Genomic DNA, 21,594 nt, shown 5'->3' with positions numbered 1-21,594 from the left:
CATGAAGATCACCGATATCCGCCTCGGCATGCTCCGCGCTCCTTTGAAGACGCCCTTCAAGACGGCCTTGCGCCAGGTCGATCATGTCGAAGACGTCGTGGTCACCGTGCATACCGATGACGGTCGTACGGGCTACGGCAGCGCGCCTGCCACCGCCGTAATCACCGGCGACACCCATGCGTCGATCATCGACGCCATACGGCACCATATCGGCCCGCGACTGATCGGCATGGACATCGCCGATCTCAACCGGATCACACGAAGCATCCAGCAGGCGATGGCGCACAACACCAGTGCAAAGGCTGCACTGGAGATGGCCGTGCACGATCTATGGGGGCAGTTGCATGACGCGCCGCTTTACCGGCTCCTGGGCGGCAGCCCCGTTGTAATGACCACCGATATCACCATCAGCGTCGATGGCATCGACAAGATGGTTGCCGATGCACTCGCGGCCGTTGAAAACGGCTTCCCCTCGCTGAAGATCAAGGTCGGCAAGGAGATCGGCACGGATCTCGACCGCATCCGGGCTATCCACGACGCCGTACAGGGCCGCGCAACGCTGCGGCTGGACGCCAACCAGGGCTGGAAGGCAAGGGATGCGGTGCGCGTGCTGCATGCGCTGGAAAACAAGGGCATCCACCCGGAGCTACTCGAACAGCCGGTGAAAGCACACGACCTGGAAGGCATGCGCTACATCACGGAGCGTGTGCATACGCCGGTCATGGCGGACGAGAGCGTTTTCGGCCCCAGGGACGTGCTGGAGCTGATCCGCATGCGGGCCGCCGACATCGTGAACATCAAGCTGATGAAAGCCGGTGGCATCTCTGCTGCGCTTCGCATCGCCGACATCGCCGGCGAACACGGCATGGAATGCATGATGGGTTGCATGCTCGAATCGGGTATCGGTGTTGCTGCTGCCGCTCATGTGGCGACAGCCAGGGCCGACGTCATCACGAAGATCGACCTCGATGTGCCAGCGCTATGCGCTTTCGATCCGGTGGACAGCAGCACTCTCTTCGACGCTGCGCAGATCAGTATCGCGGATGAGCCCGGACTGGGAATACGAGGCATCCAGGGTCTTGAACCGCTCTGACACTACCCATGTCGCCATGGGTTTCACCAGGAATCATCATGCGCATAGCCGTCCTGCTGTCCTACGTCGCCGTGTTCGCGTGGTCTTCTGCCGTGCTGCCGACCGGAGCGCCACATAACTGGGCCGACGCCCGGCAGATGATCGTGGTGACTACCGACGGCTGGCAGGCCAACCATGGCACGCTGCGCACCTATGTCCGCCACGGGTCCTCGTGGAAGGAGGAAGGCCCGGCAGCGGATGTCGTGATCGGCAAGAACGGAAGCGCGTGGGGAACCGGCCTTCATCCATTGCCACAGGACGGCCCCCAAAAGCACGAGGGAGACAACCGTAGCCCGGCCGGCGTGTTCCATATCGGCAAGGCCTTCGGCTATGCGGCTTCGCAACGCACTGCGATGCCGTATACAGGCCTCACCGCTACGGATTACTGCGTGGATGTCGATGGGTCGCCTTACTACAACCAGCTCGTGGACGCAGATACGGTCGGCAAAGCGGCGGTCGCAGGATCGACCGAACCGATGCGCCGTGATCTTCATCTGAATGGCGACCACTTGTACCGGCTGGGCTTTGTCATCGAGAACAATCCTGAAAATCGTCCGGGCGGTGGCAGCTGCATCTTCGCCCATCTCTGGCGCGCTTCCGACTCGACCACCGCCGGCTGTACGGCGATGACGGACGCAACGATGGAGCGCCTGCTCGCATGGCTCGATCCGAAGGCAAATCCCGTCTTCGTCCTGCTTCCCAGGGCAGAGTACATGCGCCTTCGCGATGCCTGGAAGCTTCCGCCACCCTGAGCGCCACGGGCTGCGCCGATATTTCTGTCGTCCTGCCGCCTTGCCTGTAAAACACGCATTCACGGACACGCACCTCGCTCTAGAGTGAAGGGCTTCCAACAGGACGATGGAGCAACGCGTGACGATCATGGCGAAGAAAATACCGGCACTGGCCGCGGTGCTCATGGCAGGCATGAGTTTTTCCAACTGGGCCCATGGCGCCACCTTGCGCACGGAAGATGTCGTCGCGGCGTTCGACCTCGGCGTGGCATCGGGCCTGCCTTTCACGCTCGACCTTCCGGTGGAACGTGAACGCGAAAAGCGTGATCTCGCCACGGAAGCGTCCGCCGCATTGACGATCGACGCCGAACTTCCCGTTTCCATCGGCTTCCCCGATGAATCCCAGGGGCGTCTCTTCCGGGGCACGTATAGCGATAGCCCCGTTGTTCTCACCCGCAGGAACGGGCACATCGACATCAGCCAGCCGCAGGAGGACGGCATGCACGTGGCGGGATATTCGGCTGGCGAATCCCGGGTCGAAAACATCGTCATTCCCGATGCCGGTGGTGGCACTCCGGGCGGCGCGCCCCTGCAACGCTCCAGGCGCTCCGAAGGGCTGCCAGAAGGCGTGGTATCCCGGTCGGTAAAGCTCAATATCTTCGTCCATGACGATATCAAGGACTACATGACGCCCGCGCAGATTCATGCAGGCTACGTCGCGTGGTGGCTCAGCGATGCCATCGGCTCCGCGTTGCCTTTCGTGCGATTCGATGTCAGCTATCACGCTTTCGTCGAAGGCATCACGAACATTCCTTACATGCATTCGAGAGCACTACAGGACTGGACCCATATCGCGCAATCATGGGCAGAGGCCGAAGACATCGACTTCGACGACACGCATCTCAACAAATTCATGCTGGTAACCCTGCTGGATCCGCAGCCCGGTGTCACAGGTATCGCCTGGCAGGAAGGCAACGCCGCGTTGTCCGCCATCACCGGGCGCTACCGGATCGTGGCCCACGAACTGGGGCATTTGTTCGGCGCCACCCATGACAACGCGAAGCTGGGCTTCCGTTGGGCCTGGTACTGCGAAAGCAACATGTACCCGGCCGCCTCCGCGTTCCGTGCCAACTGCTATACCTATTCGGACGAAAACATGCGTCGGATGAGGGCCTATATCGTCGAGGGACCACGATCCACCGGTCACGCCGACCGCGGCCCCGCCATCATCAACTAAGCACCCCACCACTGTAGGAGCGCGCCTTGCGCGCGACCGGCGGCGCGGTAAACCTATCCGTGGAACCGGGGCATACGTTTCATGACCGGTCGCGCGCAGGCGCGCTCCTACAGGGCATAGTGCAAGGTTCGGGAGCCTCGCCATTGTAGGATCGCGCCTTGCGCGCGACCGGCGGCGCGGTAAACCTATCCGTGGAACCGGGGCATACGTTTCATGACCGGTCGCGCGCAGGCGCGCTCCTACAGGGCGGGGTGCGCGTTTGCACATAAAAAAGCCGCGACCCGGGGGTCGCGGCTTTTGATCGGTCCGGAAGGAACGATGCTTCTTACTTCTTCATCAGACCGGCGAGGGTCTTGCCGAGGTCGGCCGGCGACTTCACCGTGGTGACGCCTGCCTTCTCCAGCGCGGCGAACTTGGCTTCCGCCGTGCCCTTGCCGCCCGAGATGATCGCACCGGCATGGCCCATGCGCTTGCCCGGAGGGGCCGAGGCGCCGGCGATGAACGACACGACCGGCTTCTTGACGTACTGGCTGATGAACTCAGCGGCGTCTTCTTCTGCGCTGCCACCGATTTCGCCGACCATGATGATGCCTTCGGTCTGCGGATCGTCCTGGAAGAGCTTCAGGCAGTCGATGAAGTTCAGGCCGTTGATCGGGTCGCCACCGATGCCGATGCAGGTGGACTGGCCGAGGCCTTCGTTCGTGGTCTGGAAGACCGCTTCGTACGTCAGGGTGCCCGAACGCGAAACGATGCCGACCTTGCCCGGCTTGTGGATGTGACCTGGCATGATGCCGATCTTGCACTCACCCGGGGTGATGACGCCCGGGCAGTTCGGACCGACGAGCACGACGTCCGGGTGCGACTTCAGCACGTTCTTGACGCGCATCATGTCGAGCACCGGAATGCCTTCGGTGATGGCCACGATGACCTTGATGCCACCGTCGATGGCTTCGAGGATCGAGTCAGCCGCGAACGGAGGCGGCACGAAGATGACCGAGGCATCGGCGCCCGTCTGGTCGACGGCGTGACGCACGGTGTTGAAGACCGGCAGGCCAATGTGCTCGGTACCGCCCTTGCCCGGGGTCACGCCACCGACGACCTTGGTGCCGTAGTCGACAGCCTGCTCGGCGTGGAAGGTACCCTGCTGGCCGGTAAAGCCCTGGACGAGGACCTTGGTGTTCTTGTTGATCAGGACGCTCATGGATTTATCGCTCCTCAGGCCGCTGCGGCCACGGCCTTGCGGGCCGCATCGTTGAGATCGTCGGCCGGCGTGATCGCCAGGCCCGAGTTGGCCAGCAGTTCGCGGCCCTTCTCGACGTTGGTGCCCTGCAGGCGCACGATCACGGGGATCTGCAGACCCACTTCCTTCACGGCCGCGATGATGCCCTCGGCGATGAGGTCGCAACGGACGATGCCGCCGAAGATGTTGACCAGGATGGCCTTGACCTTGTCGGACGAGAGAATGAGCTTGAACGCCTCGGAGACGCGCTCCTTGGTGGCGCCGCCGCCGACGTCGAGGAAGTTGGCCGGCTCGCCGCCTGCCAGCTTGATGACGTCCATGGTGGCCATGGCCAGGCCAGCGCCGTTCACCATGCAACCAATGGTGCCGTCCATGGTGACGTAGTTGAGGTTGTGCTGGACGGCGGCCGCTTCGGCGGCGTCTTCCTGCGTGAGGTCGCGCATGGCGGCGAGGTCCGGGTGACGGAACTCGGCGTTGTCGTCGGAGTTGACCTTGCCGTCGAGGGCGGCGAGGTTGCCGTCTTCGAGGATGGCGAGCGGGTTGAGCTCGACCAGCGCAAGATCCTTTTCATTGAACAGCTTGTACAGGCCAAGCATGATCTTGACGAGCTGGCCGACCTGCTTCGGGTTCAGGTCCATCTTGAACCCGAGATCGCGGCACTGGTACGGCTGGAGGCCTTCGACGAAATCCACCTGGAAAGTGTGGATGTCTTCCGGCGTTTCGGCGGCCACCTGCTCGATGTCCACGCCGCCGTGCTTGGAGGCGATGAACGAGATCGACTTGGTGTCACGATCGGTGAGGATCGAGAGGTAGAGTTCCTTCGCGATGTCGGTCGCGTCGGTCACCAGAACCAGGTTGACGGGCAGCGCGCGGCCGGCCGACTGGTAGGTTTCCATGTTCGTGCCGAGCATGCCCTTGGCGGCTGCACGGACGTCATCCAGGCTGCGGCAGAACTTGACGCCACCGGCCTTGCCACGGCCACCGGCGTGGATCTGGGCCTTGACCATCCACTGGGAACCGCCGAGGTGCTTGGCGGCATCGACGGCTGCGTCGGGCGAGTTGGCTACCTTGCCCGGGGGCACGGCGATGCCGTACTTCGCGAACAGTTCTTTGGCCTGGTACTCGTGGAAATTCATTCGATACCTCGAGCGAACGGGAGAAACACGTGAGAAAAGCGCGCGGCCGCGAACGACACGCACGGGTGTGGGGATGGAGCGATTGCGCCTTTTTCACGCAATACGGCCGCGTATTTTCCTGTATGGCGCCCCGGAAGGAAAGGGGCGCGACCCGCATTCGCCCGCGCATGGTGCCCGGCCGGGGCCGGCCGGACCGGCCGCAGGGCGTGTTGCCGCGCGGTTCCCGGCGCCTATACTGGTTGTCACCTGCGGCCTTTCGGAGTCGCCTGCGGAGAGAATCGTCCCGTGTCCACGCCCGCGCCGCCGACGCCCAGCCGATCCAGCACGACGCCGGCCACGGCACGCCACGAACTGTTCTTTTTCAACTACTTCCGGCTCGGACAGGCGGCGGTGTACACCGCCCTGGCCTTCCGCCCGGAGCACATGGCATGGCCCTCCCTGCCCGATCCGCTGCTGGCCCGCCTGATGGGCATGGCCTACCTGCTGGCGGCCCTGGTCATGGTCGCCCGCACCCGGCAATCGCTGCATCGGCCCGTGCTGGTGGTGTCCACGGGCCTGATCCTGGACATCGTGGCCGCCCTGATGGCCCTGGTGCTCATGCACGACGTGCGCATGGGCATCTCGATGATGCTGGCGGTGAACATCGCCACGGGCGCCCTGCTGCTGCCCCTGCGCCTGTCCATGTTCTTCGCCGCGCTGGCCACCCTGGGCATGCTGGGCCACTCGGTGTTCGACATCGCCGATTCCCGGGACACCTCCGACCGCGAACTGGTGGAATACGGCCTGTTCGGCGCGGCCTACTTCGCCTGCGCCTCGCTGTGCTACATGCTCGGCCGCAATATCCGCGCCTCGGAAGCCCTGGCCGAACAACGCGGCATCGACCTGGCCAACCTTGCCCAGGTCAACGAGTTGATCATCCGCCGCATGAAGACCGGCGTGCTGCTGGTCGACGAGAGCAACCGCATCCACCAGCTCAACGAATCGGCCTGGATGCTGATGGGCAATCCATCCGCCGACCAGCGCGACCTCGGCACGCTGGCGCCTGAGCTGTCACGACGGCTCTACCACTGGCGCACCTCGGGCAAGCTGGACGAAAGCGCCACCACGCTCGCGGACGGCACCCCGGAAGTGGTGCCCCGCTTCTCGCGCCTGGCCGCGAACGACGATTCCCACGTGCTGATCTTTCTCGACGACACCTCGCTGCTGTCGCGTCGCGCGGAAGAACTCACGCTCAGCTCGCTGGGCCGGCTGTCGGCATCGATCGCCCATGAAATCCGCAATCCCCTCGCGGCGATCCACTACTCGGCGCAACTGCTGGCCGAGTCCACCGACATGAACGACACCGACCTGCGCATGGTCGAGATCATCAACAACCATTGCGCGCGGCTCAACGAGATCATCGAGAACATCCTGCAACTTTCCCGCCGCGAGCGTTCGCGCCCGGAGACACTGGACCTCAGCAAGTGGGTGCATCACTTCGTGGCGGAGTATCGCCAGGGCAACGACCTGGGCAACGATATCCTGCGCGCCGTGTCGGGCAGTGAGCCGGTAGCCGCCGTGGCCGACCCGCAGCACCTGCAACAGGTCATCTGGAACCTGGTGCAGAACGCGCTGCGCTACGGTCGCATTCCCGGCGAGGCCGCGCGGGTGATGGTCGTGGCCCGCCACTCCGAGGCCGGCGTGCCGACGCTGGAGGTCATCGACCGGGGTCCCGGCATCCCACCGAAGGTGGCCGCACAGATTTTCGAACCCTTCTTCACCACCCACGAATACGGCACCGGGCTTGGCCTGTACCTGGCCCGGCAGATGAGTGAAGCCAACCAGGCCGCGCTCGAATACGTGCGCGTCGCAGGCGGCGGAAGCTGCTTCCGCCTCAGCCTCACACCCCCGGCCCGCAGCGTCGGCATGCCCCTGATGGCGGCCAGGGCGTGACTTTCGCCCTTTGCCTGAACGGCCGGGGCGGTTACATTGGGCGCCTTCACCGAACCTTTCGGACCCCATGAGCAAGCAGACCGTTCTGGTCATCGACGACGAGCGGGACATCCGCGAGTTGCTGACCATCACCCTCGGTCGGATGGAACTCGACGTCGACGCCGTGGGAAGCGTCGCCGAGGCGCGGAGCGCACTGGCTGCGCGCCGCTACGACCTGTGTTTCACCGACATGCGGCTGCCTGACGGCAGTGGCCAGGAAATCATCGAGCTCATCGCGGCCACCCATCCCGACATGCCGGTGGCGATGATCACCGCCTATGGCAACGTCGATGCCGCGGTCAACGCGCTGAAGGCCGGTGCCTTCGACTTCGTCTCCAAGCCGGTCGATATCCAGCTGTTGCGCAGGCTTGTGCGCACGGCGCTGCGGCTCTCCGAAGAGCGCAAGGCCGAAGCGGGCGCCCCCAAGGCGGCCCCGGGTGCCGACCGCCTGATCGGCGACTCGGCGGTCATGACCGAAGTGCGCTCGAAGATCGCCAAGCTGGCGCGCAACCAGGCACCGGTCTACATCGCCGGGGAATCCGGCGTGGGCAAGGAGCTGGTGGCCCGCCTGATCCATGAGCTGGGACCGCGTTCGGCCGGCACCTTCGTACCGGTGAACTGCGGCGCCATTCCATCCGAGCTGATGGAGAGCGAGTTCTTCGGTCACCGCAAGGGCAGCTTTACCGGTGCCCATGTGGACAAGGAAGGCCTGTTCCAGGCTGCGCAGGGGGGCACGCTGTTCCTCGACGAGGTCGCCGAGCTGCCCCTGCACATGCAGGTGAAGCTGCTGCGCGCCATCCAGGAAAAGGCCGTGCGCCCCATCGGTGGTCGCGACGAGATTCCCGTCGACGTACGCATCCTGTCGGCCACGCACAAAAACCTCGCCGCACTGGTCGAGCAGGGACTGTTCCGCCAGGACCTGTTCTATCGCATCAACGTCATCGAACTGCGCGTGCCGCCGCTGCGCGAGCGTCGCGGCGACGTGCCCAGGCTGGCCGAGTTCATCCTGCGCCAGCTCGCCAACGAGGCAGGCACGACGCCGAACCGCCTGAGGCCCGAGGCGCTGGCCGCCCTGGAGTCGTACCAGTTCCCCGGCAATGTGCGCGAGCTGGAAAACATCCTCGAACGCGCCATGGCGATGTGCGAGGGCGAATCGATCGAAGCCGACGACCTGATGCTGCCCCAGCGCACCGTACCGGCGCCGGCAGCGCCAGCACCGGCCGAAACCACGCCCGTGGCCGCGCCGCCCGCACCGCTCAACGTCGTCACCGATGGCTCGCTGGAGGACTACATCTCCAACATCGAGCGAGACACCATCGTCAAGGCGCTTGAGGAGTCCCGCTATAACAAGACCGCCACGGCGAAAAAGCTCGGCATCACCTTCCGGGCCCTCCGCTACAAGCTGAAAAAGCTGGGCATCGACTAACCGCCCTCCCCTGTAGGAGCGCGCCTCGCGCGCGACCGCTTTTGGCGCACCCTGGCACGAACCCTTCGCGCAACGAAAGGCCACGCCACGCGGACGCTTTCGCGATAACCGGTCGCGCGCAAGGCGCGCTCCTACAGTGCTAGGCTAGGGTGACGCCGGGGGAGGCTCATCCATGACATCGATCTATCGCGCCGTGTCTGCATGGCGTCTTGCGTTGGCCGCGTGTGTCCTGTTCGCCGGCATGGCCGGCGCGACGACGCCAGCACCGGTAGAAGCCCGCATTCCTTTCGCTCCGACACCGTTCCGTGGCAACGATGGCGCCATGCATCTCGCCTACGAGCTGCACGTCACCAACTTCTATGGCGATACGGGGCCGCTCGTACCCACCGCGATCGATGTCAGTGATGACTTGGGGCATGCACTGTTGCACCTGGACCAGGCGGGCATTGCCGCCGCGATACGGCCTTCGCCGGACGAAAACCAGCCACCCACGATCCAGCCCGGCAAGCGCGGCGTTCTCTACCTGTGGCTCACCTTGCCCGAGGGCAGCAGCCCGCACACATTGAAACATCGCGTCGCTTTCACCGGTCCGGCCGGCTTCGTGCTGGACGGAATCACGACACCGCTAAGCGGCGCGACACCGATCCGGCTGGGTCCGCCTGTCCGCGGCGGCCAATGGCTGGCCCACGAAGGACCCGGCAATGCGCATTCACATCACTGGGGCAGCCTTGTCGCAGTCAACGGATCGCTCACCATTCCCCAGCGCTACGCCCTCGATCTGGTGGGCATCGACAAGAAAGGGCGTGCGTTCCGACCGGTAAAAGACATTCATGCGACACGACACAGCGACTGGTATGGCTATGGCGCGCCGGTGCTGGCCGTCGCCGATGCCACCGTCGTGGCCATGCGTGACGGGCAGGACGAACATGCGCCGCTGGAGGCGCAGCCGGAACCGGCCTCGCTCTCGCTCGACGGGCTGTTCGGCAACTATGTGGTGCTCGATCTGGGGCAAGGCCGGTATGCGGGGTACGCGCACCTGGAAAAGGGTAGCGTCAAGGTAAAGACCGGCCAGCATGTGGCGCGTGGCGCCGTCATCGGTGCGCTGGGACAGTCGGGGAATTCCGCAGCGCCGCACCTGCACTTCCAGGTTGCCGATGCGGCGGCGTTCGAGGGGTCCGAAGGCATTCCCTATGTGTTCGAGGCGCTGGACAGCTTTGGCCCGGAGAGTGAGGGGCAGCTGTTCGGCATGGGCGATCCATGGAAACCGGCTCCCGTGCGGCACTCGAAGAACGAGCTGCCGTTGAACGACACAGTCGTATCCTTCCCCACCCCCCGTTGACTGTAGGAGCGCGCCTGCGCGCGACCGGTATCGCGACAATCTTCAATCCATCGCATTGACCGGTCGCGCGCAAGGCGCGCTCCTACAAGAGCAGCAGTGCTCAGGCTTCTTCGAGCGCCTCGCGGACCTTGCGCAACAGCGCCCGCGACTGGATGGGTTTTTCGAGAACATGCAGGCGATCGAGCTGCGGCAGTTCGTCGAGATTCGGCGGGGAATCCTTGCGTGCCAGCAGCAGCACCGCACCGGTGTAACCGTGGTCAAGCAACGCCGCCAGCGTGCGCACGCCCGTGAACAGGTTCATGTCGGCGTCCATCACCACCAGATCCGGCACGCCATGCGCCTCGATCCATTGCAGCGCGGCCGTGCCGCTCTGGCTGGCGCCTGCCTGATAGCCGTAGGCATCCAGCGTATCGACAAGCAGCGACAGCTGCGTGGCTTCTTCCACCACCACGAGCACCCGCTCTGCCTCGCCCTGGAGCGACGGCTCGATCAGCATCGGATCGCCATGTTCGTCGTGCTCGACGTTCAGCGGCAGATAGAGATGGAACTGCGTCCCCTCGTTCACCCGGCTCCGCACGCGCATGAGGCCACCATGGCTTGCCACGATGCGCTTGCACGACAGCAGCCCCAGGCCCGTGCCGGTTTCCTTCGTGGTGAAGAACGGCTCGAACAGGCGCTGCAATACATCTGGCGACATGCCCTGGCCCGAATCGATCACCGACAACCGCAGGTAACGTCCCGGCGCCGTGGATTCGCCATCGGCGAAGAAGTCGTCCGCGAGCGTGACCTGTGCCGTCTCGATACGCAGGCGGCCACCCTCGGGCATCGCCTGGATCGCATTGAGGCACAGGTTGAGCAGACACTGCTGCAATTCCGTATGGTTGCCTTCGAACGTCACTTCGGCATCGACGACGTCCACTTCCATCGCAATATTGCGCGGCACGCTGCCCTGCATGAGCAGGCGCAGCGCGTCGAGCAAGGCACCCAGCCGCACCTGCTCGGCGCGACGTGCGCCTCGCGCGAAGGACAGCATCGACGACACCATTTCAAGGCCACGACGCCCGCAGTCACGCACCAGCGTGCCCAGGCGCGCCAGCCGCGGGTCGTCCGCATAATCTTCCAGCGTGTCGCCTGCAAGCAGCAGCGGCTGCAACAGGTTGCGCAGATCGTGACTCAGGCCACCCGCAAGCAACGCCAGGCTTTCGAAGCGTTGCGCACGGATCAGCTCCTGCTCCGCGCGCATGCGCGCCCGCTGCTCCTCGGCTTCGCGCAGCGCGCGCCGCACGGCCGAAGCCAGGCGCGCGGTGTTCTGCTTGAGGATGTAATCGGTGGCGCCGTTGCGCAGCGCGGCGATGGCCGCTTCTTCGCCCAGCGTTGCGGAGATGAAGATGAAGGGTATCTCGGTATTCCGCTCGCGCAGCAGTTCCAGCGCGCGTTCGCCGCTGAACACCGGCATGCTCAGGTCGGAAAGAACGATATCCGGCCGGAAAGTATCGAGGGCATCGAGATAGGCGGCCTCGTCATCGACCAGGCGTACGTCGTAGTCGAGCCCGTCATGATCGAGCTCGGTCAATACCAGTTCCGCATCGAGGGGACTATCCTCGACCTGCAAAATCCTGACCTTATGGTCTTGAGCACTCATGGCGAGAATGATCCTTACCTGACGTCCGCGCGCTCAGCCGCCGTCGGGCCGCTGGTTCAGCACGGCCCAGAAATGGCCGAGCGTCTGTACGGCGCGGAAGAACTGATCGACATCGACGGGCTTGAGCACATAAGCATTCACACCCAGGTTCCAGCTGCGGGCCAGGTCGCTTTCCTCACGCGAGGACGAAAGGATCACCACCGGCACGCGCTTCCAGCGCTCGTCGTCACGCAGATGCTGAAGTACCTCCAGGCCATCCATGCGCGGCATCTTGATATCGAGCAGGATCACCGACGGATCGCCTTCCTCGCGATTCGCATAGGCGCCGCGGCGATGCAGCCAGTCGAGGCAATCCACGCCATCTTCCAGGTGCACGATGGGATTGGCCAGCTTGGCCTCGCGAAGCGCATCGATCGCCATCTCGGCGTCGGCCATCGAGTCTTCGACGAGGAGGATGGTGCGCAGTTTCTCGCGCTGGTTCATGAGTCACCCGTTCTGGCACCCGGTAGATCGGAGGCCGGCAAAGAAAAATGGAAGGTGGCACCGCGGTCGGTTTCGCCCTCGGCCCAGGTCCGCCCTCCATGGCGGGCGACGATGCGTCGCACGTTGGCAAGGCCGATGCCGTTGCCGGGAAATTCGGAAGCACGGTGCAGCCGCTGGAACACGCCGAACAGCTTGCCCGCGTATTGCATATCGAAGCCAGCGCCGTTGTCGCGTACGAAGAACTCGTAATCGCCAGAGCTCGTACGATCAAGACCGACCTCGATCTTCGCGATTTCGCGATTGCCGGTGTACTTCACGGCGTTGCCCAGCAGGTTCTGCCACACCGTGCGCAACATGTTTTCGTCGCCTACCACGATCGGCAGCGGCGCCACGCGCCACTCGATGCGGCGGTCGCGTATGTCGGTCTCCACCAGCGCACGGGCCTCTTCCACCAGCGACTGCATGTCCACCGGTTGCAGGCGCAACGCGCCGCGGCCCAGGCGTGAGAACACCAGCAGGTCGTCGATGAGCTGGGCCATGCGTCGCGACGACGTGCTGATGACGTCGATGTAGTGACGCACGCGGTCATCAACCTGATCGCCCAGCTGAAGTTCAAGCTTGCTGGCGAAGCCGGAGATATGGCGCAGTGGTGCGCGCAGATCGTGCGACACCGAGTAGCTGAAGGCTTCCAGCTCGCGATTGACGTCGGATATCTGCTCCACCTTGCCTTCGAGCTGGCGGTTGAGCTCCGTCACTTTCTGCTCAACGAGGGCGCGGGCGGTAATGTCGCTGACGGTCAACAGCAGGGCCGGCTCGTCGTTGTCGGGCTGTTCGATCCGGCGGGCGTTGATGACCACGAAGCGGTCGATGCCATCGACGGTGCGCTGGGTCAGTTCGTAATCCCACAACTCGCGGTCGCGCGCGATGACGTCGGACAAGCGCTGGAGCAACGCCGTGTCCTTCCATGCACCATCGCCGATCTCGTTGAGCGGCGTGTTTTTACGACTTTCCGGATCGGAACCGTAGAGTTCGGCGAAAGCCGTATTGACCAGCAACGCGCGCAGATCGCCATCGAGCATGGCAATGGGCTCGCGCACCGCCTGCACGATGAGCTGCGAACGCTGCACCGCCTGGGCTACCTTGGATTCCGCGGCAAGGCGGATGGCGATCTGCCGTTCGGACACCACCACGACGATGCCGAGAAGAAGAATCTGCGCCAGCGCGGCGACCAGCAGCACCGAGCGATTGTTCGAGGCGAGGCCCTCGGCATCGGCGCGCCGGGTGCTCAGCAGCCTGGATTCCTCTTCCAGCAGCTGCTTGACCTGCTCGCGGAAGGGAAACAGCTGCCGCGCATCCTCCATCGAGGCAAAGGCGCCGTCGCGGTCGCCCGCCTTGAGCCGCTGCAGTGCCTGGTCCGTCAGCACGATGCGCCCGTTGGTGATCGAATCGATCGCGCCCAGGCGGGTGAGCTGCTCGGCGTTGTCGCGCATCATCGTGCGCAGCGTGGCGAGGATCTCCGGTGCATTCTGGCGCGGCCCCAGGGCGCGCTCCTGAAGAACCGGCTCATCCGGTGCGCCGGCCAGGCGCGCGTAGATCGCCGCCTCGCTGCTGCGCAGGATCGCATCAAGCCGGTAGACGCTGGCCTTGATGTCGGCGGAGTGGGTGACCCAGTCGCGGGCGGCCAGGGCGTCATCCGTGCTGGAACGTGTGACGGCGTAGGGCAAGGCCACGATCACGAGCACGGCGGCAAGCAGGCCGACGAGTCGCCAGCGCAATCCGATGCGTTTGATCATGCCTTGGTCATCCCCACGACGACTCCTGCCCGGTTTAGGGCCCTCATTGTAGACGTGTATGGCATCAGGACGGCGCTTGAAGTCCGGGCATCGCTAAAACGAAGGCGGGCGTGCCACCACGACATCGCCGGACCAGTCAGACCGGTCCGGCGATGCGGGAGTGACACACCCGCCCCATGGAGATCGCCTTAATGCCCAAGGCCCCGTGAAGAACCCGTGACGATAGCGAAAAAACCCTTTTAATTCGCCGACTTGCTCATCGAGTAAGGCAGCGCGTCGGTCCCAGTGGCCCAATCCTTCGCCGGCGTGGCCTGCATCGAGAAATGCAGTTCGCCGCCGGCCACGATTTCCTCGTGGCGAATGAAGGTGCGGTTGAGCGGCTTGCCATTGAGCGTGACCTTGCCCACGTACGGATGGCCGGCATCCAGGTGGTCGGTGGACACGGTGAAGTGCTTGCCGTTGGAGAGATTCAGCGTGGCCTTGCCGACGAACGGACGACCGATCACGTACTGGTTGCTACCCGGCGCGACCGGATAGAAGCCCAGGGCCGTGAAGATGTACCAGGCCGACATCTGGCCGAGGTCGTCGTTACCCACCAGGCCCGTGGGGGTCGGCGTGTACTGGGTCTTCATGATCTGGGTCAGGCGCTCCTGCGTCTTCCAGGGCTTGCCGGCGTAGTCGTAGAGATAGGCCACGTGATGGCTGGGCTCATTGCCGTGGGCATACCAGCCGATGAGGCCGGTGATGTCTTCCACATGGGCGAACGACTTCGGATCGACCTTGGCCTCGAAGACTTCGTCGAGCTTCTTCGCGAAGGCATCGTTGCCGCCCAGCGCCTCGATGAGGGCGGCGACGTCCTGCGGCACATACCACGAGTACTGCCAGGCATTGCCTTCGGTGTAATCGCTGCCATAGGCCGCCGACGAGGGATCGAACGGCTCGCGGAACTGGCCGTCGCTCTTGCGGGCGCGCAGGAAACCGGTCTTGGTGTCGAAGCTGTTTTTCCAGTTGCCGGCGCGCTTCATGAAGGTGGCGGCGACGTCGTCCTTGCCCATGGCCTTGGCCATCTGCGCCAGCGACCAGTCGTCGAAGGCGTATTCAACGGTCTTCGACGCCGATTCGGGCTGGTGGTCGATCGCCACGTAGCCAAGCTTCATGTAGTCGTCGAGGCCGCCATAGGGGCCGTAGGTTGCGCTGGCGACCATGGCTTCCAGGGCCTTGTTGGCATCGTAGCCGCGAATGCCCTTCATATAGGCATCGGCGATCACCGGCACGGCGTGGTAGCCGATCATGCACCACGTTTCCATGCCTTGGTACGCCCACACCGGCAGGATGCCGAACGGGCTGGCTTCGCGCGACGCAATGAGCGAGCTGACGAAGTCGTTGCTCTTCTCCGGCTCCAGCAGGGTCATCAGCGGCTGCTGTGCGCGGTAGACGTCCCACAGCGACCACGTGGAGTGGAATTCGAAACCCTTGGCCGTATGCACCTGGTTGTCCGGGCCGCGGTACTGGCCGTTGACGTCCATCGACAGGGTGGGCGAGAGCATCGCGTGGTACAGCGAGGTGTAGAACGTCTTGCGATCCTGCGCCGGGGCATCGAGGTCCACCACGGAGAGCACCTTCTCCCACTGCTGGCGGGCCTCGGCACGCCGCGTGTCGAAGTCGAAACCGGCGCCGTCCTGGTCGAGGTTGGCGATGGCGTTTTCCTCGCTCACCGAGGAAATGGCCATCTTCACCACCAGTGGCTGGGTCAGGTCACCAAAGTCGAACACGCCTTCCAGCGCACGGCCGCTCATGGCGTCCGTGTCGGTGCCACGGTTGCCCGGACCACCGAAGCCACGGTAAGGAATGTTCTCTTCGCGGTTCTTCAGGCTGCGCGAGACCAGCGGCTGGTTGAAGCGCATGGCGAAATACAGCTGGCGGCCGGGGGCCCAGCCGCGCGTGGTGCGGCCGCCGGTCACGGTGCCGTCGGCACGCACGCGTACCGACGACCACAGCACCTTGCCGTCGTAGTCGTAGATGCTCGGACGCAGGTCCATCAGCAGATGGGCCGGCTTGCCCTTGGGGAAGGTGTAGCGGTGCCAGCCGATGCGGCGCCCGGCGGTCAGCTCGGCGCGCACGCCATAGTCGGCCAGGGTGACCGCGTAGTACCCTGCCTCAGCCTTTTCGCTTGCGTGGTCAAAACGCGAGCGGTAACCGCTACCGGGCTGGTCGGGGGTGCCGGGGTCCAGCTTCACGTCGCCGGCAATGGGCATGACCAGGAAGTCGCCCAGGTCGGAGTGGCCGCTGCCGGAGAAATGCGTATGGGAGAAACCGAGGATGCTCGTGTCGCCGTACTGATACCCGGCGGCCCATTTGTACGCGTGCTTGAAGTCCGGCATGGCCGTGTCCGGCGAGAGCTGGATCATGCCGAAGGGCACCGTGGCACCCGGGAAGGTATGGCCGTCACCACCGGTGCCGATCATGGGGTCCACCGCCTGGAAGGCGCTGGTCGGCTTGCCGCCGGAGGCCGCCAGGGCCAGGGCTGGCAGGGCCAGAGACAGGGCCGCGGCCAGCAGGCCTCGGCGCAGACGGGACGGACTCGACATCGGTGGCTCCCCTCGTTTGGACGCGTTGTATGTGGTCACGATCATTTGGATCGTGACAAACGCTCTGAAAGTAGCAAAGATGCCGCCGCATGGCATGTTGCAGTGCGTGATGCATCCCTGACCCTGCCGAGCGATCATCGCCCGGTTTAGATCGTTTGAAGGAGTAACGATGCCGAGGTCCACCCCGCAGCGCCGCAAGGTCACGCTAGCCGATATCGCCCAGGGATGCGACGTTTCGCGTGCCACCGTCTCGCTGGTGCTGCGCGGCAGCCCACTGGTCAACTCCGCCACCCGGGCCCGGGTGGAGGCCGAACTGAAGCGCCAGGGCTACGTGTATAACCGGGCGGCAGCCAACCTGCGCCGACGTACCTCGTCAAGCATCGGCCTGGTCGTCAACGACCTGGGCAACCCCTTCTTCGCCGAATTCGCGGCCGGCGCCGACGAGGCCCTGGCCAGCGCCGGCTACGTCACCCTGCTGGGCAATACCGGCGAATCGCCGGAGCGCCAGCAGGCGGTGCTCACCTCCCTGGTGGAGCATGGACCGGCGGGCATCATTCTTTCGCCCGCCGAAGGCAGCGACGGTGAGCGGGTGCTTTCGGCCGTGGGCATGCATACGCCCCTGCTGGTGTTCAACCGCGAACTGCCCGACGACGACGGCACCCATCGCTGGGACACCCTGGAAATGGACAACGAGCACGGTGCCCGCCTTGCGACGGAACACCTCATCGGCCTGGGTCACCAGCGCATCGCCTTCTTCGGCGGTCACCGCGACTCCAGCTCGGTGGAGCAGCGTCGCCGGGGCTATACGAGCGCGATGAAGGACGCCGGCCTGCCGGTGGAACCCAACTGGCTGATCGAAAGTGCCCCGACCCGCCTTGAAGCTGCCCGCCAGACCGGCGCGCTGTTCGCGCGCGATCCGGCGCCCACGGCAGCGGTCTGCTACAACGACGCCGTCGCGCTGGGCCTGATGCTGGGCCTCACGCGACGCGGACGCCGGCCGGGAGAGGATTTTGCCCTCACCGGCTTCGACGATGTCGCCGAATCTTCGGTATGCGTGCCGCCCCTGACGACCATCGCGGTAGACCCGCGAGGCCTCGGCCGGCGCAGCGCCGAACTCATCCTGCAACGATTGGGCAATCCCGAGACCGATACGGCCTATACGATCGCCCCCGTCCGGCTGGTGGTGCGCGAAAGCAGCTGCCCTCCGACTTCACCCTGACCCACAAGGAGCGCCCCATGGCCACCGGTCCCACGCCATTGCCCACCTCGTCGTCCGCGACAGGCTCCGGCGATACCCGCTACACCTATTTCCCGCTGGCGCTCGGCGTCATGACGACGATCTTCTTCATGTGGGGCTTCCTCACGTGCTTGAACGACATCCTCATCCCGCACCTGAAGGCCGTGTTCGAACTGAACTACGCCCAGGCCATGCTGATCCAGTTCACCTTCTTCGGCGCGTATTTCATCATGTCGCTGCCCGCCGGCCGCCTCGTGGCGTCGCTGGGCTACAAGAAGGGCATCGTTGCGGGCCTGATCATCGCGGGTATCGGCGCGGCGCTGTTCTGGCCGGCCGCCGGCATGCGCGTGTATGCCTTCTTCCTCGGCGCCCTGTTCATCCTGGCTACCGGCATCACGGTGCTCCAGGTGGCCGCCAACGCCTACGTGGCCCTGCTGGGTCCTGAGAAGACCAGCTCCAGCCGCCTCACCCTGGCCCAGGCGCTGAACTCGTTCGGCACCTTCCTCGCTCCGTTCTTCGGCGGTTTCCTGATCCTCTCCAACGAGGTCAAGAGCGGCGCCGACATCGCCAAGATGAACGCCGCCGAGCAGATCACCTACCGCGCCCACGAAGCCAGCGCCGTGCAGGGTCCGTACATCGGCCTGGCCGTGGTGCTCGTGCTGCTGGCCATCGGCGTGTACCTGTTCAACCTGCCCGCCCTGCAGGAAACCACCGAGAAGGCCGACGACGGCCACCACTCGCTGATGGACGCCCTGAAGACCCCGCACGTGTTCTTCGGCGTGCTCGGCATCTTCTTCTACGTGGGTGGCGAGGTCTCGATCGGCAGCTTCATGATCAACTACCTGCAGCTGCCTGAGATCGGCAACATGTCGGGTGAAGTCGCCGCCAGCCATGTCGCCTTCTACTGGGGTGGTGCGATGGTCGGCCGCTTCATCGGCTCGGCCCTGCTGGCCAAGTTCTCGCCGCGCAAGCTGCTGGCCGCCTTCGCGGTCATCAACGCCCTGCTGGTCATCACCACGATGAGCACCACCGGCACGGTTGCCGTGTACAGCATCGTCAGCATCGGCCTGTTCAACTCGATCATGTTCCCGACGATCTTCTCGCTGGGTATCGAGCGCATGGGTCCGCTGACCGGCAAGGCATCGTCGCTGCTGATCATGGCCATCGTGGGCGGCGCGCTCATCCCCTGGATCCAGGGCGTGGTGGCCGATGCCATCGGCGTGCAGCACGCCTTCTTCATTCCGCTGATCTGCTACGGCTACATCCTGTTCTACGGCCTCAGTGGCTCGAAGATCCGCAATCTTCCGGTCGCGACCCGCTGATACCTCCCCATGACGGCGACCGGCCCTTGCGCCGGTCGCCGCGTTTTTTCTTCCATCCTCGCCCCAAGGACACGCCGTTCGCATGTCTTCTATCCTCTGCTTCGGCGAGGCGCTGATCGATTTCCACGCACAGCCCCAGGGCGGCGCCGGTCAGCCTCCCGCCTTCGTTCCCTTCGCCGGCGGCGCACCCGCCAATGTCGCGGTCGCCGCGGCCCGTCTCGGTGCGCAGGCCCGCTTTGCCGGCATGCTCGCGCGCGACATGTTCGGCGACTTCCTGCTCAAGAGCCTCACCGACCTCGGTGTCGGCACGGACGATGTCGCCCGTACCGACGAGGCACGCACCGCGCTGGCTTTCGTCGCCCACGACGACAAGGGCGATCGCAGCTTCAGCTTCTATCGTCCGCCCGCGGCTGATCTGCTGTTCCGTCCCGAGCACTTCCGCAACGAAGCGTTCGACGATCTTGCCGTCTTCCACGTCTGCTCCAACTCGCTGACCGAGGCTGCCATCGCCGCCACCACGGTGGAAGGCATGCGCCGCGCCCGCGCCGCCGGCGCTCTGGTCAGCTTCGACATGAACCTGCGCCCGGCGCTGTGGCCCAAGGGCGAAGACCAGCTCCCGCGCTTGTGGGAAACGCTGTCCGAAGCCGACGTCATCAAGCTCAGCGCCGAAGAATTCGCCGTTCTGCATGAGGGGGCCGGTTCCGACGAGGCCGTACTCAAGCGCCTGTGGGAAGGCCATGCCCGCCTGCTGCTGGTCACCGATGGTGCCGAGCCGATGCGTTGGTTCACCCGCACGGCCAGTGGCGTCATCAAGGGTTATCGCGTGGACGCCGTCGACACGACCGCGGCCGGCGATGCCTTCGTGGGCGGCCTGCTCGCCCGCCTGGCCTCCGAGGGCGTCACCCTCGACAAGCTCGACGCGCTGGTCGCCGACGGCGATCGCCTGAGCGACCTCATTCGTTTCGCCGCTGCCTGTGGCGCGATCACCGCCACGCACAAAGGCTCGTTCACCGCCATTCCCGACCAGGCCGAAGTCAAGGCCTTCATGGAGAAGCACGCATGACGAACGTACCCCTTCCCGATTTCCATTCCGTCGATGTCCTGCGCGACCATGTCGCGAAGACCATGGCCTTCTACAAGCCGAACGAGGTCGATCCGGCCGGCGGTTTCTTCCAGTACTTCAAGGACGACGGCACGGTCTACGACCGCAGCCATCGCCACCTGGTGTCGAGCACGCGCTTCGTGTTCAACCATGCCATGGCCTACCTCGAGTTCAAGAAGCCCGAGGACAAAGATCTCGCCATGCACGGCCTGAAGTACCTGCGCGAAGTGCATCGCAATCCTGAAACCGGCGGCTATGCCTGGACCATTCAGGACGGCAAGCGCGACGACCAGATGAACCACTGCTACGGCCTGGCCTTCATGCTGCTGGCCTACTCCTGTGGCGTGAAGGTGGGCTTCGACGAAGCCCGCGCCTGGCAGGGCGAGATCTGGGACCTGCTCGAAAAGCGCTACTGGGAGCCGGACTACGGCCTGTACCGCGACGAGGCCGACAAGGACTGGAACTTCACCGGTTACCGCGGCCAGAACGCGAACATGCACATGACCGAGGCCATGATCGCCGCGTGGGAAGCCACGAAGGACGACCGCTACCTCGATCGCGCCCTGCTGCTCGCCGAGAACATGACCCAGCGCCAGGCCGCCCTCACCGAGCAGAAGCTCGTGTGGGAGCACTACCACCAGGACTGGACGGTCGATCTCAAGTACAACCTCGACAATCCCAAGCACCTGTTCCGCCCGTGGGGCTTCCAGCCGGGTCACCAGACCGAGTGGGCCAAGCTGCTCATGATGCTGGAGCGCTACACCAAGGGCACGCCGCGCCATAAGGCATGGCTGGTGCCGACCGCGAAGCATCTGTTCGACGTTGCGCTGGACAAGGCCTGGGACAAGCAGTACGGCGGCATCGCCTACGGCTTCGCTCCCGAGGGCGAGGTCTGCGACGACGACAAGTATTTCTGGGTGCAGGCCGAATCGCTCGGCGCCGCGCAGCTGCTGTTCGAAACCACCGGCGAGAAGCAGTACGACGAGTGGTACGAGAAGATCTGGGCGTACAGCTGGGAGCACTTCGTCGACCACAGGTACGGCGCGTGGTACCGCATCCTCAAGCGGAACAACGAGAAGTACGACGACGAGAAGAGCCCCGCCGGCAAGACCGACTATCACACCATGGGCGCATGCTATGAAGTGATGGCGTCGCTGCGTCGGATGCAGGGAAAGTAAGTAAGCTCGTAAAACGACAGGCCGGCCAACCGCCGAC

At 64.7% G+C, this 21,594-nt stretch carries 16 protein-coding genes; 10 read left to right on the top strand and 6 right to left on the bottom strand.

The window, feature by feature from the left end:
• Position 1 precedes the first annotated feature (1 nt).
• From HBF25_RS08310 to HBF25_RS08300, 3 genes are all read left to right on the top strand, one after another.
• A complete protein-coding gene (locus HBF25_RS08310) occupies positions 2-1,093 on the top strand; it encodes a dipeptide epimerase (RefSeq protein ID WP_166947405.1) in 1,092 nt (363 codons plus the stop codon).
• 38 nt (positions 1,094-1,131) lie between these two features.
• Positions 1,132-1,884, top strand: a complete 753-nt coding sequence (locus tag HBF25_RS08305; protein WP_166947404.1) for a L,D-transpeptidase family protein — start codon at positions 1,132-1,134, stop codon at positions 1,882-1,884.
• A 118-nt stretch (positions 1,885-2,002) separates the two neighbouring features.
• The gene (locus tag HBF25_RS08300) at positions 2,003-3,100 is read left to right on the top strand and encodes a reprolysin-like metallopeptidase (protein WP_166947403.1); all 1,098 of its coding nucleotides are present in this window, start codon (positions 2,003-2,005) and stop codon (positions 3,098-3,100) included.
• A gap of 325 nt (positions 3,101-3,425) precedes the next feature.
• Here the strand turns inward: HBF25_RS08300 and sucD are convergent, their stop codons facing one another.
• A complete protein-coding gene (sucD, locus tag HBF25_RS08295) occupies positions 3,426-4,301 on the bottom strand; it encodes a succinate--CoA ligase subunit alpha (protein WP_166947402.1) in 876 nt (291 codons plus the stop codon).
• A gap of 14 nt (positions 4,302-4,315) precedes the next feature.
• A complete protein-coding gene (sucC, locus tag HBF25_RS08290) occupies positions 4,316-5,476 on the bottom strand; it encodes an ADP-forming succinate--CoA ligase subunit beta (RefSeq protein WP_166947401.1) in 1,161 nt (386 codons plus the stop codon).
• A 285-nt stretch (positions 5,477-5,761) separates the two neighbouring features.
• Here sucC and HBF25_RS08285 point away from each other — a divergent pair, with 285 nt between their 5' ends.
• The 3 genes from HBF25_RS08285 to HBF25_RS08275 all read left to right on the top strand — a co-directional run bounded on the left by HBF25_RS08285 (position 5,762) and on the right by HBF25_RS08275 (position 10,212).
• Entirely contained in the window at positions 5,762-7,408 is a 1,647-nt protein-coding gene (locus HBF25_RS08285; RefSeq protein WP_166947400.1) for a sensor histidine kinase, read from the top strand.
• 67 nt (positions 7,409-7,475) lie between these two features.
• Positions 7,476-8,873 (top strand): sigma-54-dependent transcriptional regulator, encoded by a 1,398-nt coding sequence (locus HBF25_RS08280; protein ID WP_166947399.1) that lies wholly within the window; start codon positions 7,476-7,478, stop codon positions 8,871-8,873.
• A gap of 172 nt (positions 8,874-9,045) precedes the next feature.
• A complete protein-coding gene (locus tag HBF25_RS08275) occupies positions 9,046-10,212 on the top strand; it encodes a M23 family metallopeptidase (protein WP_166947398.1) in 1,167 nt (388 codons plus the stop codon).
• A 100-nt stretch (positions 10,213-10,312) separates the two neighbouring features.
• Here the strand turns inward: HBF25_RS08275 and HBF25_RS08270 are convergent, their stop codons facing one another.
• The 4 genes from HBF25_RS08270 to HBF25_RS08255 form a co-directional block, all read right to left on the bottom strand.
• Complete coding sequence (locus HBF25_RS08270; RefSeq protein ID WP_166947397.1) at positions 10,313-11,854, bottom strand: response regulator; 1,542 nt, start codon at positions 11,852-11,854, stop codon at positions 10,313-10,315.
• Positions 11,855-11,887: 33 nt separating this feature from the next.
• Complete coding sequence (locus HBF25_RS08265; RefSeq protein ID WP_166947396.1) at positions 11,888-12,337, bottom strand: response regulator; 450 nt, start codon at positions 12,335-12,337, stop codon at positions 11,888-11,890.
• On the bottom strand, positions 12,334-14,130 hold the full coding sequence (locus tag HBF25_RS08260; RefSeq protein ID WP_166947395.1) for a sensor histidine kinase: 1,797 nt from the start codon (positions 14,128-14,130) through the stop codon (positions 12,334-12,336). The genes HBF25_RS08265 and HBF25_RS08260 overlap by 4 nt, the downstream gene beginning before the upstream one ends.
• A 239-nt stretch (positions 14,131-14,369) precedes the next feature.
• Positions 14,370-16,718 (bottom strand): GH92 family glycosyl hydrolase, encoded by a 2,349-nt coding sequence (locus HBF25_RS08255; RefSeq protein WP_166947394.1) that lies wholly within the window; start codon positions 16,716-16,718, stop codon positions 14,370-14,372.
• A gap of 169 nt (positions 16,719-16,887) precedes the next feature.
• Between HBF25_RS08255 and HBF25_RS08250 the strand changes: the two genes are divergently transcribed.
• The 4 genes from HBF25_RS08250 (at position 16,888) to HBF25_RS08235 (ending at position 21,557) form a co-directional block, all read left to right on the top strand.
• Positions 16,888-17,937, top strand: coding sequence for a LacI family DNA-binding transcriptional regulator (locus HBF25_RS08250; protein ID WP_166947393.1), 1,050 nt, complete (start codon positions 16,888-16,890; stop codon positions 17,935-17,937).
• Between the two features lie 110 nt (positions 17,938-18,047).
• Positions 18,048-19,277 carry an L-fucose:H+ symporter permease gene (fucP, locus tag HBF25_RS08245; RefSeq protein ID WP_243853155.1) on the top strand — a complete coding sequence of 410 codons (1,230 nt, stop codon included), beginning with the start codon at positions 18,048-18,050 and terminating at the stop codon, positions 19,275-19,277.
• Positions 19,278-19,359: 82 nt separating this feature from the next.
• On the top strand, positions 19,360-20,340 hold the full coding sequence (locus tag HBF25_RS08240; RefSeq protein WP_166947391.1) for a carbohydrate kinase family protein: 981 nt from the start codon (positions 19,360-19,362) through the stop codon (positions 20,338-20,340).
• Positions 20,337-21,557, top strand: a complete 1,221-nt coding sequence (locus HBF25_RS08235; protein WP_166947390.1) for an AGE family epimerase/isomerase — start codon at positions 20,337-20,339, stop codon at positions 21,555-21,557. The genes HBF25_RS08240 and HBF25_RS08235 overlap by 4 nt, the downstream gene beginning before the upstream one ends.
• Positions 21,558-21,594: the final 37 nt, after the last annotated feature.

This window comes from Luteibacter anthropi (assembly GCF_011759365.1).
Classification (GTDB): Bacteria; Pseudomonadota; Gammaproteobacteria; order Xanthomonadales; family Rhodanobacteraceae; genus Luteibacter; species Luteibacter anthropi.
This window is presented reverse-complemented; position numbering and strand designations above follow the sequence as displayed.

Coding starts and splice junctions, on each gene's coding strand:
- HBF25_RS08235 (WP_166947390.1), top strand. CDS start 20,337: ATGACGAACGTACCCCTTCCCGATTTCCATTCCGTCGATGTCCTGCGC.
- sucC (WP_166947401.1), bottom strand. CDS start 5,476: ATGAATTTCCACGAGTACCAGGCCAAAGAACTGTTCGCGAAGTACGGC.
- HBF25_RS08310 (WP_166947405.1), top strand. CDS start 2: ATGAAGATCACCGATATCCGCCTCGGCATGCTCCGCGCTCCTTTGAAG.
- HBF25_RS08250 (WP_166947393.1), top strand. CDS start 16,888: ATGCCGAGGTCCACCCCGCAGCGCCGCAAGGTCACGCTAGCCGATATC.
- HBF25_RS08255 (WP_166947394.1), bottom strand. CDS start 16,718: ATGTCGAGTCCGTCCCGTCTGCGCCGAGGCCTGCTGGCCGCGGCCCTG.
- HBF25_RS08240 (WP_166947391.1), top strand. CDS start 19,360: ATGTCTTCTATCCTCTGCTTCGGCGAGGCGCTGATCGATTTCCACGCA.
- fucP (WP_243853155.1), top strand. CDS start 18,048: ATGACGACGATCTTCTTCATGTGGGGCTTCCTCACGTGCTTGAACGAC.
- HBF25_RS08265 (WP_166947396.1), bottom strand. CDS start 12,337: ATGAACCAGCGCGAGAAACTGCGCACCATCCTCCTCGTCGAAGACTCG.
- HBF25_RS08305 (WP_166947404.1), top strand. CDS start 1,132: ATGCGCATAGCCGTCCTGCTGTCCTACGTCGCCGTGTTCGCGTGGTCT.
- HBF25_RS08260 (WP_166947395.1), bottom strand. CDS start 14,130: ATGATCAAACGCATCGGATTGCGCTGGCGACTCGTCGGCCTGCTTGCC.
- HBF25_RS08280 (WP_166947399.1), top strand. CDS start 7,476: ATGAGCAAGCAGACCGTTCTGGTCATCGACGACGAGCGGGACATCCGC.
- HBF25_RS08275 (WP_166947398.1), top strand. CDS start 9,046: ATGACATCGATCTATCGCGCCGTGTCTGCATGGCGTCTTGCGTTGGCC.
- HBF25_RS08270 (WP_166947397.1), bottom strand. CDS start 11,854: ATGAGTGCTCAAGACCATAAGGTCAGGATTTTGCAGGTCGAGGATAGT.
- sucD (WP_166947402.1), bottom strand. CDS start 4,301: ATGAGCGTCCTGATCAACAAGAACACCAAGGTCCTCGTCCAGGGCTTT.